The organism is Pseudomonas sp. GW821-FHT02C04, assembly GCF_059421845.1.
In genome coordinates this window covers 488,292-502,963 of sequence record NZ_JBWKVT010000002.1, presented here as the reverse complement: position 1 = coordinate 502,963, position 14,672 = coordinate 488,292, and the positions used below count along the sequence as shown (strand labels likewise).

Annotated in this window: 18 protein-coding genes; all 18 read left to right on the top strand. The window is 55.0% G+C overall.

Features of this window, described 5'->3' with window-relative positions; translation table 11 throughout:
• Positions 1-135: 135 nt before the first annotated feature.
• The 18 genes from AC07VV_RS10490 to AC07VV_RS10405 all read left to right on the top strand — a co-directional run bounded on the left by AC07VV_RS10490 (position 136) and on the right by AC07VV_RS10405 (position 14,635).
• On the top strand, positions 136-765 hold the full coding sequence (locus AC07VV_RS10490) for a hypothetical protein (RefSeq protein WP_495036174.1): 630 nt from the start codon (positions 136-138) through the stop codon (positions 763-765).
• 229 nt (positions 766-994) lie between these two features.
• Positions 995-1,426: a hypothetical protein gene (locus AC07VV_RS10485; protein WP_495036173.1), complete on the top strand. Its 432-nt coding sequence runs from the start codon at positions 995-997 to the stop codon at positions 1,424-1,426.
• A gap of 283 nt (positions 1,427-1,709) precedes the next feature.
• A complete protein-coding gene (locus tag AC07VV_RS10480) occupies positions 1,710-2,216 on the top strand; it encodes a hypothetical protein (RefSeq protein ID WP_495036172.1) in 507 nt (168 codons plus the stop codon).
• Positions 2,217-2,395: 179 nt separating this feature from the next.
• Positions 2,396-2,800, top strand: coding sequence for a hypothetical protein (locus AC07VV_RS10475; protein WP_495036171.1), 405 nt, complete (start codon positions 2,396-2,398; stop codon positions 2,798-2,800).
• Positions 2,801-2,975: 175 nt separating this feature from the next.
• Positions 2,976-3,374 (top strand): hypothetical protein, encoded by a 399-nt coding sequence (locus AC07VV_RS10470; RefSeq protein ID WP_495036170.1) that lies wholly within the window; start codon positions 2,976-2,978, stop codon positions 3,372-3,374.
• A 28-nt stretch (positions 3,375-3,402) separates the two neighbouring features.
• Positions 3,403-3,834: a hypothetical protein gene (locus tag AC07VV_RS10465; RefSeq protein ID WP_495036329.1), complete on the top strand. Its 432-nt coding sequence runs from the start codon at positions 3,403-3,405 to the stop codon at positions 3,832-3,834.
• Between the two features lie 9 nt (positions 3,835-3,843).
• Positions 3,844-4,305: an XAC2610-related protein gene (locus AC07VV_RS10460; protein WP_495036169.1), complete on the top strand. Its 462-nt coding sequence runs from the start codon at positions 3,844-3,846 to the stop codon at positions 4,303-4,305.
• Between the two features lie 20 nt (positions 4,306-4,325).
• Positions 4,326-5,690, top strand: coding sequence for a lysozyme inhibitor LprI family protein (locus AC07VV_RS10455; RefSeq protein ID WP_495036168.1), 1,365 nt, complete (start codon positions 4,326-4,328; stop codon positions 5,688-5,690).
• Positions 5,691-5,828: 138 nt separating this feature from the next.
• Entirely contained in the window at positions 5,829-7,223 is a 1,395-nt protein-coding gene (locus AC07VV_RS10450; RefSeq protein ID WP_495036167.1) for a TIGR01777 family oxidoreductase, read from the top strand.
• Between the two features lie 9 nt (positions 7,224-7,232).
• Positions 7,233-9,683 (top strand): PEP-utilizing enzyme, encoded by a 2,451-nt coding sequence (locus AC07VV_RS10445; RefSeq protein ID WP_495036166.1) that lies wholly within the window; start codon positions 7,233-7,235, stop codon positions 9,681-9,683.
• Positions 9,680-10,402 carry a hypothetical protein gene (locus AC07VV_RS10440; RefSeq protein WP_495036165.1) on the top strand — a complete coding sequence of 241 codons (723 nt, stop codon included), beginning with the start codon at positions 9,680-9,682 and terminating at the stop codon, positions 10,400-10,402. Before AC07VV_RS10445 ends, AC07VV_RS10440 begins: the two co-directional genes overlap by 4 nt.
• Positions 10,403-10,430: 28 nt before the next feature.
• Positions 10,431-10,937: a hypothetical protein gene (locus tag AC07VV_RS10435; protein WP_495036164.1), complete on the top strand. Its 507-nt coding sequence runs from the start codon at positions 10,431-10,433 to the stop codon at positions 10,935-10,937.
• Between the two features lie 116 nt (positions 10,938-11,053).
• The gene (locus AC07VV_RS10430) at positions 11,054-11,563 is read left to right on the top strand and encodes a hypothetical protein (protein ID WP_495036163.1); all 510 of its coding nucleotides are present in this window, start codon (positions 11,054-11,056) and stop codon (positions 11,561-11,563) included.
• Positions 11,564-11,585: 22 nt separating this feature from the next.
• Positions 11,586-12,068 (top strand): hypothetical protein, encoded by a 483-nt coding sequence (locus tag AC07VV_RS10425; RefSeq protein WP_495036162.1) that lies wholly within the window; start codon positions 11,586-11,588, stop codon positions 12,066-12,068.
• A gap of 28 nt (positions 12,069-12,096) precedes the next feature.
• The gene (locus tag AC07VV_RS10420) at positions 12,097-12,474 is read left to right on the top strand and encodes a hypothetical protein (RefSeq protein ID WP_495036161.1); all 378 of its coding nucleotides are present in this window, start codon (positions 12,097-12,099) and stop codon (positions 12,472-12,474) included.
• Positions 12,475-12,493: 19 nt separating this feature from the next.
• The gene (locus AC07VV_RS10415; RefSeq protein WP_495036160.1) at positions 12,494-13,042 is read left to right on the top strand and encodes a hypothetical protein; all 549 of its coding nucleotides are present in this window, start codon (positions 12,494-12,496) and stop codon (positions 13,040-13,042) included.
• Entirely contained in the window at positions 13,029-13,874 is an 846-nt protein-coding gene (locus AC07VV_RS10410) for a tetratricopeptide repeat protein (protein ID WP_495036159.1), read from the top strand. The genes AC07VV_RS10415 and AC07VV_RS10410 overlap by 14 nt, the downstream gene beginning before the upstream one ends.
• 2 nt (positions 13,875-13,876) lie before the next feature.
• Positions 13,877-14,635, top strand: coding sequence for a lysozyme inhibitor LprI family protein (locus tag AC07VV_RS10405; protein WP_495036328.1), 759 nt, complete (start codon positions 13,877-13,879; stop codon positions 14,633-14,635).
• Positions 14,636-14,672: the final 37 nt, after the last annotated feature.

The following is a 14,672-nucleotide window of genomic DNA, read 5'->3' as shown; positions in this document are numbered from 1 at the left end:
TCTCTATTCACTGCCACATCCTGCTTTGCCGATTTTAAACATATCACGGTAATGCAGCAAAGTGAGAGGAGTGTTGGTGCTCGATGTGTAGGGAATGATTCAAGTATTCAACTGCAGAACGGGCGGATTGGTATAGTGACTACTGCCGGTGAGCATTACAGTTTAAATCTCGATGAGCAGGATGAAGATCTTTCAGTTTTTGTTGGTTCGGTTACAGATTCTGATGTGTGTGTGATTGCGGTTAAATATTCTGAAAGCGATGTGAATGAAAGTTTTTCTCTATTTGTATTTGATGAGGCTTCTGGCAGATTCAAGCCGTCTCTGATAGGAATGGTAAATAATCCAGAGTTTTTACATGATAAGATCTTAAGTGATTATATGGATGGGCCGAAGAATAGGAAAGATACGGCCTGTTATTCGGTTCGTGCAAAAGATTACTTTTTCTGTGAGAAAAGAGAGCAGTTTTCAGAGGAATTAGAGCGAGTAGAAACGTGCAATGAAGGCTCTTGTGCTACGCCGGTTATTGTTAGGCTTGGTGAAATTGTTCCGGTAAAAGCCACAGTGTCAGTGGAGAAGGCTCATTTCTTTGAAAAGAAATCTAATGAGGGGTTTGATCAGAAAAAATCTTATCTGATTAAGGGGGATCAAATAATTTTGAACGATTATTATCGTGGCGATGATGGGCTGTTCTATCAAGTAACTTTCATTGGGAAGAGGACGGTGACTGGCTGGTTGCCAGCGAATGCTATTCGGATTAATGAATGAGAGTTGGCGATAAAAGCGGCGGATTTATTTGTTGTGCTCAGTGGCTTTGGTCTTAGTAGGACGATTAAATAAATCTGTCTCGCTTCTTTATAAAAAATGAGCAGGCCGAATTTTTCGAGTTTGGTGGTTTCAGCCCTAGCGGAGCTCGATAAATAGATCTGCCCCGCTTCTTTTTTCCAGTCGCTGTGACTAGTGCCAAGGCGCGTCATTTCTTCTGAGCGGATTCAAGATGAGAAAGCTACTCCCGTTACTCATGGTTTTCCTCCCCCTGACTGCCCACAGCGAGGTCACCTCCGAAAACTACTGCTTCGATGACGCCCACTCGATCAAGTTCGAACTCAGAACCTTCTACGATCACGAAAGCAATTGGTCGGGTGGTTTCGTCAAATACGCCAAGTCGAAAACGCCGGTTTCCATCGTACTGACGGATCATCAGGAAGAAATACTTGCCCCGGACGCACCCACGCAAAATACCCGTACCTGGTCCGAGATTGTCGACGGTAAGGTCACGGGAACCTATGAGTGGGTCATCCAGGCAGCGATGAGCGTTTCGATGGTTTACACCAAGAAGTCCAACGGCAAGGAATACAGTTTCCTGCTTGACCCCAATGTCGATGTTTCTCTAGACGGTGGTTGCAAGTGGGAGCAGGGCGATAAATGAGTCGCAAGTAAAAAGGGGACGGATCTATTTGTTAGATCTATTTGTTAAAAAATTGTAAAATTTCACGCTGCCAATTAAAAGGGACTGCAATTAAAAGGGACAGATTTATTTGTTGCGCTCTTTGGCTTTGGTACGGCGTTTAAATAGATCTGTCCCGCTTATTTGGTCCCACTTATTTCTTTTTTAGTAATGTTCAGGCTGTTGTTATGAGCCTACTCTGTGAGAACTTAAATTCTGGAAAAGAGCTATTGCCAATGCCATCATTTGTACAAAGGCAGAAAAAATGAATAAGTGGATTTTTTTGTATTTGTTGAGCTCGTTTTCTCTTGTACATGCTAGTGAGAACCTAGTTGTGCAAAGCAAAGGTTGTGTAATGGAAGTGAAAAAAGCTTCTGGCGTTTCATTTTTTAAAACTGATGATGATGTTTCATTTATTAAGTACAAGTATAAAGATGGTAGAGCAAAAAATATTCAAATGAGTTGCACGGCTATGAGCTTTGCAGATGCTGTAGCTAGTGGTTTTGTGCAAGAGGCGGACGGTTTAAAAATTGGCACAGGGATGCACCCGCTATCAAAGGCCAATCGAGTTTCTGGGGAGAATTGGTCCGGTTGGGAAGGCGTATATTATTCAAATTCATACTGTTTTATGGCAGTGTTTGAAGCCGGCAGTGATCACGTGTTCATGGTGGATACATGTGGTGACGAACAAGACATTAAGGTATTGAGAAAGCGTATGCTTTTGTTGTTCAAAGGCTCAAAAACCTATCATGTTGACTATGGTGATAAATAAAAAAAGGTGACAGATTTATTTGTGGAGTCAAAATCATCTAAATCGGTTTCCGGGGAGTGGTCAAATTCCTGCTTGATCCGCGCGACGATAGTGCGACCCCGTTAATTGGCTATGGCTCCGGACAAGAGCAAACAGTGAACTAAAGCATTTGATCAACAGGTTTATGGAGTGGGTGAGTCTTGAAAGGATTGTCGCTGTTTTCAGTTTTGTGTTTTTCATGTTGTGCATTTGCAGGCAACGTACGAGGGCCGGTCGTCGATATATACAAAGCCGATGTCGCTTACGTTTCCGGAAAGCTGGTCCGTTATTACCAAACGTTCGATAGCCCCTGCGTCAATATTCAGATTCTCAAGCCTGGGGGACAAGGAGCAGCGAGCGACTCGATAGAGTTCTGCGACATTGAGGGGAAGAACTTTAACAACGGCTTCTCCGATGTCTCATTGGATAAGGCCACGTTTTTCGACACCGAATTGCAGTTGACCTTCAAGCTGATGTCGCTGGTTGGAGTGAATGAAAATACCGAATTATGCAAATTCCGCGTTGATGGTGAACATCTCGCAGAACCTGAATGTGCGGCGCAGTAAGGGTCGTGCATTGCATATCGGTCAGCCATGCCATCGGAGATTTAGAGTGAAAGTCGTTCCCCTGTTGTTCCTGGCGTTGACGTGGGTGTTGTCCGCAAACGCAGCGCCAGCCGGTGTCAGTACAAGCCATACTATGCCCACCGCGATGGTCGCTGCACTCACGAAGGAAGACCAAATGCCTGCCGAGAGTTTTCGCGCCATCGCAGATGGCGTCGTGAGCTGGAGCGGTGGAACGATGGCTGCCGTGGTGATTGAAGATCCGAATGGCATTTGCGCGATTTACAGGTATCAAGACGGCCGGTTGGATCTGCCTTTTGACGGCGTGCCCTGTAAGTTTCTGGGGCCACCCACGCTGATGTCGGACAGAAAAACTGCTTTGCCCGATGTCGTGTTCGCCGTCGAGTTGTTTGTCCCCAACCGGGGCGGGATGGCCAATCACAAGGTCGCGTTTTATTACGATGCCGAGAAGAACGCTTATTGCGAGAGTCAGTCGCTTGCGAGTTGGTATCTGTTGGGAAATCGGGCGCTGGCTCCTAATCTTCGGGACGGTCAGTGTGTAGCGGGATCGGAATAGGCTCGTGCCCCTGATCTCTCATAAGGAAATGAACGTGAAAAAAGCACTTCTTCTGCTGGTCAGCCTCTTCCCGCTGGTAGCCCACAGCGCAGTCACCAGCGAATCCTTTTGCTTCGAACTCTCTGAATCCAGTCCGGTAAAGTTTGAGTTCCGTACTTTTTACGATGCGTCCAGCAAATGGTCTGGCGGCTTCGTCAAGTACGCCAAGTCCAGCGAGCCAATTTCCATTGTGTTGACGGATACCCAGAGCGAAATGCTCGGCGCCGACGCCCCTTGGCAGAGCGCCACAACGTGGTCTGAAGTCATCAACGGCAAGGTCGCGGGAGCCTACAAGTTCGTGACTCAAGGGACGCAGATCGTCTCGATGACGTACACGAAGAAGTCCAACGGCAAGGTTTACTACTTTGGAAATAACACCAGCATCGATTCCTCTTTGGAGTCCGGATGCAACTGGGAGTAGGGCGAACACATGAGATCAAAAACTCTAGCAGTATCACTGCTCGGCCTGCTGTGGACGATGCCGGTGTTAGCCGAAACCACTACGTTCAGCCCAACCAAAGGCGTCGAAGCAACACTGCTTCTCGAAGGCTCCACGCTGAACGTCGCGGTTAAAGGCGAAACGAATAACAAGTCGCGGACAATCGATTTTCAAGCTGAAAACGAACTCCATGCGCAGGTCGATGATTTCAATTTTGACGGAGTAAAGGATTTCGCGATCTGGCAGCTTGATGACGGAATGGGCACTTACGACTACTACCGGGTGTTCATTTACCAAGTCAAAACCGGCACCTTCGAAGAATTGCAGCCGGACTGTGGCGATGGTTTCGTTAATTTGCGCGTCGACAAAAAGCGTAAAGCGTTGCTCAGCACCTATTGGGAAATGAACATAGCCAAGCAATGCGTCACTCGGTTCGCCAAACGCAAAGCTTGAATGACTCAAGGAAGAACACAGTGAAACGTTTTGTTTTTACCCTGCTGGCAATGCTGCTGCCTGTTACAGCGGTGTGCGCGCAGGATGACTGCAGCCATGTCACCTCAAGCCTGGAAATGGTGCCCTGCTCGGAGGCGGCGAAGAAGGCTGCTGATACGCAGTTGAACCTCAGCTACAAGCAATTGATGGCGCGGCTTGAGTCTGATTATCGAGCGGATCCGGCATTGGGCGCGGAGTACGCGGCGAAGGTCAAAGAGTCGCAACGTGCGTGGCTGAAATTGCGCGATGCGAATTGTCCGTTGGAGGCATTCGAGATCGAGACGGGGATGCCGGCGCATGTGTACGCGGTTAACTCGTGCATCGCCAGAATGAGTCGAGAGCGCTCGGCGTATCTGGACAAGATCGTCCCTGCTCTTGCATCCGATAAGAGCACTTCAACGGCCCCGGCCAGCGGCGCTTGTCCTTCGGAGGAATTCCCTGCTTTCCTGACAGCGTTTTCCGCCAGCGGTGAATCACAGCGCCGTCTCACTGCGATGACGGTCAAGTCGCTTGTGTTGAAGCCAGTAGCAGGAAAGGACCGTAGTACCTTTGAGCCTTCGACCTCGGGCGTCAGCGGAGCTTCCTTCACCTACCCGCTGATGGCTGCCATCACACCCGGCAAGACACCTGGAGTCGAGATTGAAGAGGTCGATGACAGTCACGTCAACGTGGTCGATAAGCGTGCGGGCAACAGCAATGTAAAAATCTTCAACTTCTCTCGTCAGGCGTGCTGGGTGCTTGAAGGCGTTGAAGACTGGTCGATCAGCGAGAAGGATCTTGTCGCAACACGTAACCCCGCAATGAGCCGTGCCGAGAACTTCTGTGATCAGCGTGCGGAAGCTTTAGGAGGGTTAGGTTTTCTTGAGCAATACCCTCTGACTGTGGAATTGATTGAAGCGTCCCTGGAAAATTATGTCTGCGCAGCAGAGTCGGGTGATCCAGAGGCGAGCGAGTCAGCGGCAAGACTGAGCCTTTCGCAGATGGCGTCCCAGCTGGAAACCAGCAAGGTTGAGGCATTGTTCAAAGCCGCTTCAAAGACGCCGAGTGGTGCGTTGGGTTATGCCTCGTTTTTTTGTATGGGGAACTCCACCGATTACGATGGTCCTTGCCTCCACCCCAAGCAGGCAGAAGAGCAGGTCATTCGAGCAATCAACATGGGCTCCATAGAGGCGATGAGTTATCTGGCTTCTACCTTTGAGGGTGGCGAGTTAGGAACAAAGGATATGTCCCGAGCGTTAGCCTGTTATCAAATGGCGGCTGATAAAGGTCACCGGCTGAGCATCGACAACGTGGCGCGATTGAAGTCGCAAGGTCCAGAGCCGATCAAGGCGAGCCACTGCATTTGAATTTCGGGGTCATGCTTGATGCGCTTCCGCACTTGTTGGGCGTGAGCCCGTCACGGTAAACGTTTAGCGCTTGTGCATCTGACAACCGCGATTTTCCTTTAAACTCCCCGCCCTCAAGGAATACGCTCAGGACACGGAATGCCAGCCCCCTCTTTCTCTCTTCGCCCCGCGATGGTGTTGTGGCTGTATGCCGCGGCAATCGTGCATGTGCTCGCCGGTCTCACGCTGACCTGGGCCGGTCATTCCGGATTACTCGACGGCTATCTTCACACCCTCGAACTCGCATTCTGGGGCGCCGATGCGATCCCTGCTGCTGGCCGCGAACAGCAGGTCTGGTGGCTCGCACTGTTCGGCGCGACGCTGCAAAGTTATTCGCTGTACATGCTCGCGCTGGTGCATTTGGGCAATCGCCTGAAATCACCAAGTGTGTGGGGCTGGTTGATGGCTGGCGTGCTGTTATGGGCGCCGCAGGACATGTGGCTTTCAGCGCAAAAACAGGTCTGGTCGCATCTGTGGCTCGACGGTTTCGCGCTGCTGGTGCTGTTGCCGCCGCTGATCTGGTTGCTGCGCCATGATCGTCGGAAATCCCCACCAGAAAGAACCGTGAGCAAGTCCAACCCCTTTGTCGGCGGCGCCTACAAGCGCGTGCTGATCACCGGTGGCACCGGGTTTATTGGTGAAGCCGTGGTCAATCAATTACTCGACGCCGGCCACACGGTCAGCGTGTTGGCGCGGGATCCGTTGAAAGCGGCGAACCTGTTCGACGGTCGCGTTCGCTGTGTGCGGTCGTTGAGCGAACTGGGGTGCGACGAACCCTTCGACGTGGTGATCAACCTCGCGGGCGCGCCGGTCGCTGGTCTGCGTTGGAGCCCCGAGCGGCAGGCGCAACTGCTCGCCAGTCGGGTCGATACCACCGAAGCCTTGATGTCCTGGCTGAAGCACACAAGCCATAAACCCGCGCTTTGGATTCAAGCCTCGGCCATCGGTTTCTACGGCGTGCGCGATGCCAGCGAAAACCTTGATGAAAGCGCCAGTAAGGGCGACGGTTTCATGGCCGAGCTCTGTGCGCGTTGGGAGGCTTCGGCGCAACCCGCCACGCAGTTTGGTGTGCGTCAGGTGGTGCTACGCCTCGGTGTGGTGTTCGGGCCGGGCGGTGCGTTGTTGCCATTGCTGATTCCGTTCCGTCTGGGTTTCGGCGGGCGCATGGGCGATGGTCAGCAGATCATGAGCTGGGTGCACCGCGACGATGTGATTCAGGTGATCGCTCGATCCTTCCACGATGAAAACTTGCGCGGCACCTACAACATGGTCGCGCCTGAAACCGTCAGTCAGGCAGCGTTCGCCGAGAACGTCGGCAAGGTCCTCAAGCGCCCGGTGTGGTTCCACATTCCAGCCGCGCCAGTGCGTGTGCTGGCCGGGGAAATGGCTCAGCTGTTCTTCGACGGTCAGCGTGTGGTGCCGCAGCGTTTGAGCGAGGCGGACTACACGTTCCGCTATCCGACCCTCGACGCCGCGCTGCGCGATCTGGCCTGAGGATCGCCCATGAGCAAGCCCCTGATGTACCTGCTGGCCGGCAACGGCAGCGCCGCCGATTGGTGGGATGACGCGCTGCCGCATTTTCAGCGTTACGACGTGGTGCCGCTGGAGCTGCCGGGCTTCGGCGCCAACCCGCAGCCGCCCTGCGAGGATCTGGCGGCTTACGCCCAGACCTTGTTGGCGATGACGCAAAAGGGCAGTGCGATCATGGCCGTCGGGGTCAACGCGTTGCTGGTGCTGCATGCGCTGCAACGTCGGCCCGGGCACTTTTCTCGCAGTGTGTTGCTGGCGCCGGTGGGCGCCTTTTTGTGGCAGCGCCGATTGCCGGCGCTGATGTCACCGCTGCCGATCCGCAAGAGCATTCATTGGTTGCTGTCGAACAAACCCACGCTGTTCGCGCGCAAGTTTTCCAACCAGACTTGGACGCCCGCGCAGTACCAGCGCATGGGCGCCGGTTATGCGCGCTGCCGTGCGTTTGTGCCGCACTGGGATCTGATCCGTGCCGACACCGCGCTGCCATTGCTGGAGTGGATCACCGACCCGGTCGAGTTGGTCTGGGGCGATCAGGACAAGGTACTGGGCATCGAGCAAGCGGCCGCATGGTCGGCGATTCTTGCGCGCGCGGATCTGACCATCAGCCTCAAACCCGGTTGGGGCCATTACCCATGGATCGACGCGCCCGCGCAGTTTGCGCAGTGGCTGGAGTCGGGCGAACGCGGGTTTGTCGCGCACACCAAGGGCGGGCGTTTGCGTCTGGCTGAGCTGGCCCGGCAAGCGGTTCCGGCGGCGCTGACCCTCAACGATTGCGACGATCTTCGTCTGCCGGCCTTCCTCGCAAGTCAACCACAGGCGATCTGGGCGGTGCGTTCCTCCAGTTATGGCGAGGATCAGGCCGACTCGGCGAATGCCGGTTTGAGCACGACTTACCTGCGCGAGCCGGCCGCGAACGTGCCGGCGCGCATCGCCGAGCTGACAGCCGAAGGTGTCGAGGAAGTGGTGGTGCAGCGCTTCATCACGCCGCAGGTGTCGGGCATCGCGTTTGTGCGTCATCTGTCGGTGGAACTCGAATGGGTTGAAGGTCATCTTGAGTCCCTTGCCGATGGCCAGATCAGCCCGGAACGAGCGACGCTTTCGCGGCTCGGCGATGCCTGGCGCAGTGGCACGTTCACGGCCGCCCACGGTTTGACCGAAGACGTGCTGTGGCGCTTTCTCCAGGATGTCTTGCGGGTGTTCCACTATGTGCCGGGCGATGTCGAATGGGCCTGGGACGGTACGCAACTGTGGCTGCTGCAATACCGGCCGATCAGCGACTACGGCTGGCGCCGCCACCTGACGGCCGCCAACATCGCCGAGATCCTGCCGCCGCAACCCAGCGTGCTGGTGGAGTACGCCCAGCGCCGGGCCGCCGCGAGCATTCCGGCGATCATGGCCCGTTGGGATGCGCGAGTGTTGCAGGACAACGAGCCGTTCACGGCTGTATTTGGCGGCGCGTCCTACATCAACAACGACCTGTTTCTCGCACGGTTGGCCGACTGGGGCATCAGCGCCAGCAACTATGCCGGTGAAGTCGGCGGCGCGACCCCGCATCTGCCGTGGCGACCGCTGCAGATGTTGCGTTCGCTGCCGTTGTTTCTGCGCATGCAACGTATCGCTCGCGGACATTTGCTGAGTCTTGAGCACGGCTTGCAGCGCTTCGACAAAGAGCTGACCGACCTCGTCGCCCAGGGTGCTGACGGGCAACAACTCGCCGACTGGTTCACCCGGTTTTATGTGTTCGTGGTGCAGGGCAATCTGTGCATCGCCACGGCGCTGGCCAGCAGCGGCGGGGACTGGCTGGGCCGACCTCCCACCGCTTACGACAACCTGGAAAACAGCCCTCATCGGCTGCCGTGGGAGACCGATCCCGCCACACCTCGACCTGCGTCGAACGCGCTGCCACTCCAGGCCTTCCCGCAATGGTCAGGGCTGATTCGCCTCGCGCATTCAACCGGCCTGCCGGGCCTGCGTGGTTACTACCTGCAAGTGCGAGAGTGGTATCGCGACAACCTGATGCGCATCTTCTTCCGCCTGCATCACGCCATGCCTCTGGCGGATCGCGAACACTGGTTTGCGCCGCACCCGGACATCCGCACGCGCGACGGCAGCTTCTGGCAGGACGGCCGCGAAGGTGCCGAACAGGCCACCGGATTCATGATTTACCCGGGGCAGGTACGGGGCATTCTTGGCGAAGACATCTTGCTGGAAGACACTCTCGATCCCGGGCGTCACGCGCACTATCAGGCAGCGCGGGCGGTGATTGCGCGGATGGGTGGACGGTTGTCGCATGGATCGACGTTGTTGCGGGAACTGCGCAAGCCTTCGGCGGTGATGCCGCAGGTGGATCTGGCGTGGATCGGGTGCGAAGTGTTGTATCGGGATGGTGAACTGGAATTGATGAATTCGAAGGATGTGAAGTGAACGCCCGATACTTCCATGGGTTGATGTCTGGTTTGCTCGTGCTTGCTCAGGTGGGCCATGCCGCCGATGCCGTGATAGTCGGCAATTCAATGGGTCAGTCACAGGTCCTTCACGGCCCGGCGGCGGCAGTTGTAGACATGGGGTCGTGTCGGTTCTCCATGCCGCTGCTGCAAGACCAATGGTTGACGTTCGATGATTTCTATCCGGTCTTTGTGGCAGCCAAACAGTTGCCCAAATCGTCCAGCGCGCCTCGCTTGTGGCAAGCGCCAACGTCGAGTGGCTCCGAGTGGCACTTCGAGAAACCCTCCAGCCTGAGCCAGCCGTGGTTTGGTTTGATGTGTGAAAGTACGGAATTCTTTTCCCGCCTCACCGCCTGGAAACCTCCGGAAGACGATGCGTTTGCGGTGCAAGTCCTGCGTGATGACAACGACCGAAGGTGCCCGGCGACCCTCACTGATCACGGTTGGGTGCCCAACGAGCTGGCGGGTCGCGGGAGCACCTACACCTTCGAGCAATGGGCTGGGGAGGCGTCCTCAGGGTTCATCTTCGGCTTCCACGACAAGTCACGACGGCACATTACCCGCGTCGCTTTTTGTCTGCTGCGGGGTAAAGACGTGCTGATCGGCTCGGCGGAATCAGGCTCGGCCAAACCGTTGGCGATCAGCACCGAAGGATTTGAACAAATCAAAACAGCGGTGCGCAGCATGGCTTTTGAGTAAGGCTGCAATGACCGAACGGAGTTACAACGTGAAAGGATGTTCAGTTCTACTCGGTGGCTTCCTGGCCATTGTCACGTCCGTGGCTTTCGCCGCTGACCCGGACTTCAAGGATTACACCGTCACCCCAGTGTTCACCGGCATCAATCACGAACCGGTGCCGCAAGAACACAGCAACCCGATGATGGATAAGGCACGCGAGCAGGCGCTGAAAGGCAAAGTCAATTTCGCCGGTCATTACATCCTTTACATGTTCGCTTGTGGCGGCAGTTCCATTTGCGGCCACGTGCTGGATGCGCGCACGGGGGAGGTTGTCGGCGGGTTACCGAACGCCTACGAAGGCAACACGTTCGATACGTCCTTCGTGCCTGACAGCCGATTGATCATCATTTCCGGCGTCACGGCCAATGGCGAAAAGGACGAGCGAGGCAATCGGTTGAAAAACCGTTACCGGGATCGTTACTACGAGTTTGTGAACAACGAGTTTCGGTTGGTGAAGAGGGTGGACGCAGAGCCGCCGACGCTTGATGAAGAGTGATGGGATGAACCGGTTGATCGCGGGCATTCAGATCCGCGCTACGGCGAGCGCGCCCTTTGCTGCGAATGGAAAAACACTCCCGCTGAATTGAGACGGGTTAGTTCAAAGGAAATGAAGTGAAAAGACTGCTGTTGTTATGTATGAGCTGGCTTCCGTTAGTGGCGATGGCGACGGATGTCTGCAATGAGGAAACCGACGCCAGATATTTCCTCACGAAATGGTCAGAGAGAGGTGAAGAGCTGGAAGACATGCTTTCCAGAATCGATGGTAAAGAGTTTTCTACTGAGCCCGGCCATGTGGTCTACATCGGCGATCTCAATGGCGATGGCATCGAAGATTTCATCTTCAACTCCCGTGTGGGTATTGGGTCATCCATGGACAGTACATTCGCGTTCCTGATCCAGTGCCGTGGTTACCTGAACTATGCCGGGGGCAGTTACTTCGCCGGGTTCAAGGTGTTGGACAGTCCGCCCAAGAACGGCGGCGACTTTAAAGACATCAAGATCTACTCCTACATCCGGGATAAGCGTGGCCAGATTCGATACAAGGGCGAAGAGGCCCTGACCCGGCCACATCTGTGGCAATTCAACCCACAGACACAGCGTTATGAAGGTCAGTCCGAATAGATTTCAGTTACGGAGTTACAGCGTGAAAGGATGTTCAGTTCTGCTCGGCAGTCTCTTGGCCATTGCCACGTCCTTGGCTTACGCCGCCAACCCGGCCTTCAAGGATTACACCGTCTCCCCAGTGTTCGCCGGCACTAATCATGAACCGGTGCCGCAAGAACACAGCAACCCGAGGATGGATAAGGATCGTGCACAGGCACTCAAACGCAAGGTCAACTTTGCCGGCCACTACATCCTGTACCAATTCGGTTGTGGCGGCAGCACCATTTGCGGCGAAGTGCTGGATGCGCGTACGGGGGAGGTTGTCGGCGGACTGCCGAATGCATACGACGGCAATACCTTCAGCCTGTCGAACAAGCCCGATAGTCGTCTGCTCATTGTTTCCGGCATTGCGGCCGATACCGAAGAGGACGCGCAGGGTAATGAGCTGGAAAGCCGCTACAGGACCCGCTACTTCGAATTTGTGAACAACGAGTTCCGGCTGCTGACGTTCAAGGATTTGTGATCGCCGTTGTTTGATTAAGGATGATTGGATGAACCGCTTTTCCATTCGGCCCATGCTGAGTGCACTTCTACTGTTGCCCCTCACCTACGCCATTCCGGCAACTGCCGAAGCCGGGAGTTGCTACGGCTATCTCACCGAAATGGTCAGGAGCAGCAACTTCCCGTTCCGCTATGTCGGCAAGGACAAGGTCAACCTGCTGATTGACGATGACGACGGTGAAACCGTGCAAGCCCAGTTGCTCTTTGATACGGACGGCACCGGCACCATCGGCTGGATCAAATACACCCCGGCCACTCGGGTGTTGCTCAACACCTCGGCTGAACTGGAAGAGCCGGTGGAATTGTCATTCGATGCCAAATTCGCCGATGGCTACGCAAAGTGCCTGGCTGGACAACAGGCCGGTTAACGGCAAAAGGGAATTTTCCATGAATCAGCATCTTCTCGCGGGCAGCCTTTCGCTGCTGCTCTCGCTTCCAGCTTTCGCCGCTCCCAAGGATGCCTACACCCAGCGCGATGTCATGCAATGTGGCGGCGTTGAAGTGGTGATGGTGTCGTCCTGCCGATCCGTGACGGTGGATGACGCAGAAACCCACCTCATCGCGGTCTGCTCCGACCAGACGATCAACATTGGCGGCAAAGTGTTGCGCCGCAACATCGACAAGGTTTCACAGCTTACGTCGGACGGTAAGAAGACGAAGATGCTGAGTAACGTGGCAGTGGAGATGGATTGTGTAAAAGGAAGCAAGGGCAGCCTGGTTTTCATCGGCGGTTATGGCGGGTGTGGATCCTGCCCGGAGTGGCGCGGGTATTACTCCACCGCTGGAAGGTTGGAGCATTACAGCTACAGCAATAGTTATCGGTCGTTTGGTTCGAAGGGTTCCTGGGAAGGGCTCATCGAGGCTTATGGCGTCACTGAAAGACAGTTACAGCAAACAAGCCCGACAGTGAAAAGGATCGTTTATGGCCAGCCTTAAATGGATGTTGATGCTCGGTAGCCTGTTTGCAGCCAGTGCCTTTGCCGAAGACCTGCCAATAGTCGGGATCAACGGGAATACAGTGTCGTTTCGGGCGACAGAGTGGACGATGCCCGGTGTGGATTCGGCGACCGCATGGTTTACGGCTAATGGGAAAACCTTCCCGCTCTTCGGCGTCGATATTGGCGCCGATTCACACCCGGAGTTGCTCAGTCCTGACAAGAAAACTCTATTGCTCGACCCGGTGGTCTTCGGGATGTTGACGGAGGAGGACGGTAAAGAGACGCTGCATTCGCAACAGCATTGCGATGTGATTTCAATGGAAACAGGTTGCGTGCTGGCTGAGCGTTCTCCCCGCTTTTGTCTCGGCAAGTGGTTGGGCAATCAGTGGGTTTCCGAAGACGGCGAAGTGTTCAACCCCGCCCTGGAGACCGAGTCTCCAAAGAACTTGTTGAAGTATGTCGTGGGCATCAAGTCAGCGCAGTCCCGCGCACAATCGATCGAATCGAACCTGAACTTTCTAAGTCCGGATTCCTACATGGCGTGCCATCCACCGGCACGTAATGTTCAGGCTTTCAACGACTGGGGTTTCTACCTGGCCGAGGGCGGTAACGATGAGCTTGCACTGAAGTTCTATCGCGGCGTTGAGGCCGTCGGTAAGCGCACAGTGCTGATGTTGAACATCGCCGATTCACTCTGGCGCCTTGATCGCAAAGACGAAGCGCAGCGTTATTACAGCCAGTACCGCGACGCGATGAGCGCCGACGGCAAGGCGCAGAAAATACCTCAACGCGTAGTTGAGCGATCCGTCATTCAGGGAATGAAACATTGAACATGTTTGTGCGCTTTATCGCGTTGTCCTTAGGCCTGCTGTCCGCTTCAATCGCGCTCGCTGAGGACAACTGCAAAGTCATCACGGTGAGCTGGCAATACGACCAATGCGTGGAAGCCGACCGCAAGAGTGCCGATGCAAAACTCAATGCCAGCTACAAACTATTGATGACTCGATTCGAGTCTCAATGGAAGCGTCAGCCTGAACAAGCGAAGGCATACATGGCCATGGTCAGAGACTCGCAACGCGCGTGGATCAAGTTACGCGACACCACATGCCCTCTCGAAGCCATAGAGACTGAAACCGGATCCAAGGCATATGCCACGCTGACCAATAACTGCATCGCCAGAATGAGTCTGGAGCGAGCCGCTTATCTGGACACTGTCGCGCCGGATGATCCGAGTGAAGTGGTCGATGTCGCCAAGGTTTCCAACTCGGCCTCTCAACGCTTTGGTGATGTTGTTGCTCGTTATGTCACCACATTTGGTAGTCCGTGCCTCGATGTGCAAATCCTTGCGCCGGACGGCAATTGGAGGGTGTTGTCGTCCAGGCGCTTTTGCAGTTTCGACGGGAAGTCGTTCAGGTCGGGTTATAGCTATGCCGGGTTTGAGGATCACGTATTTGCGGACGATGGTTTGCATGTGACGCTTAGCCTGACAGAGCTTCGTCCTACCGGCGAAAAGCGCCTCGCCTGTGTAATTCCGATTCAGAACGAGCAGATCAAAGAGCTGAAATGCGGTGCACCCGAGTCCGGTGCCTAGTCGGGCAGGTTCTCCCGTGGCGTATCTGGACATCATC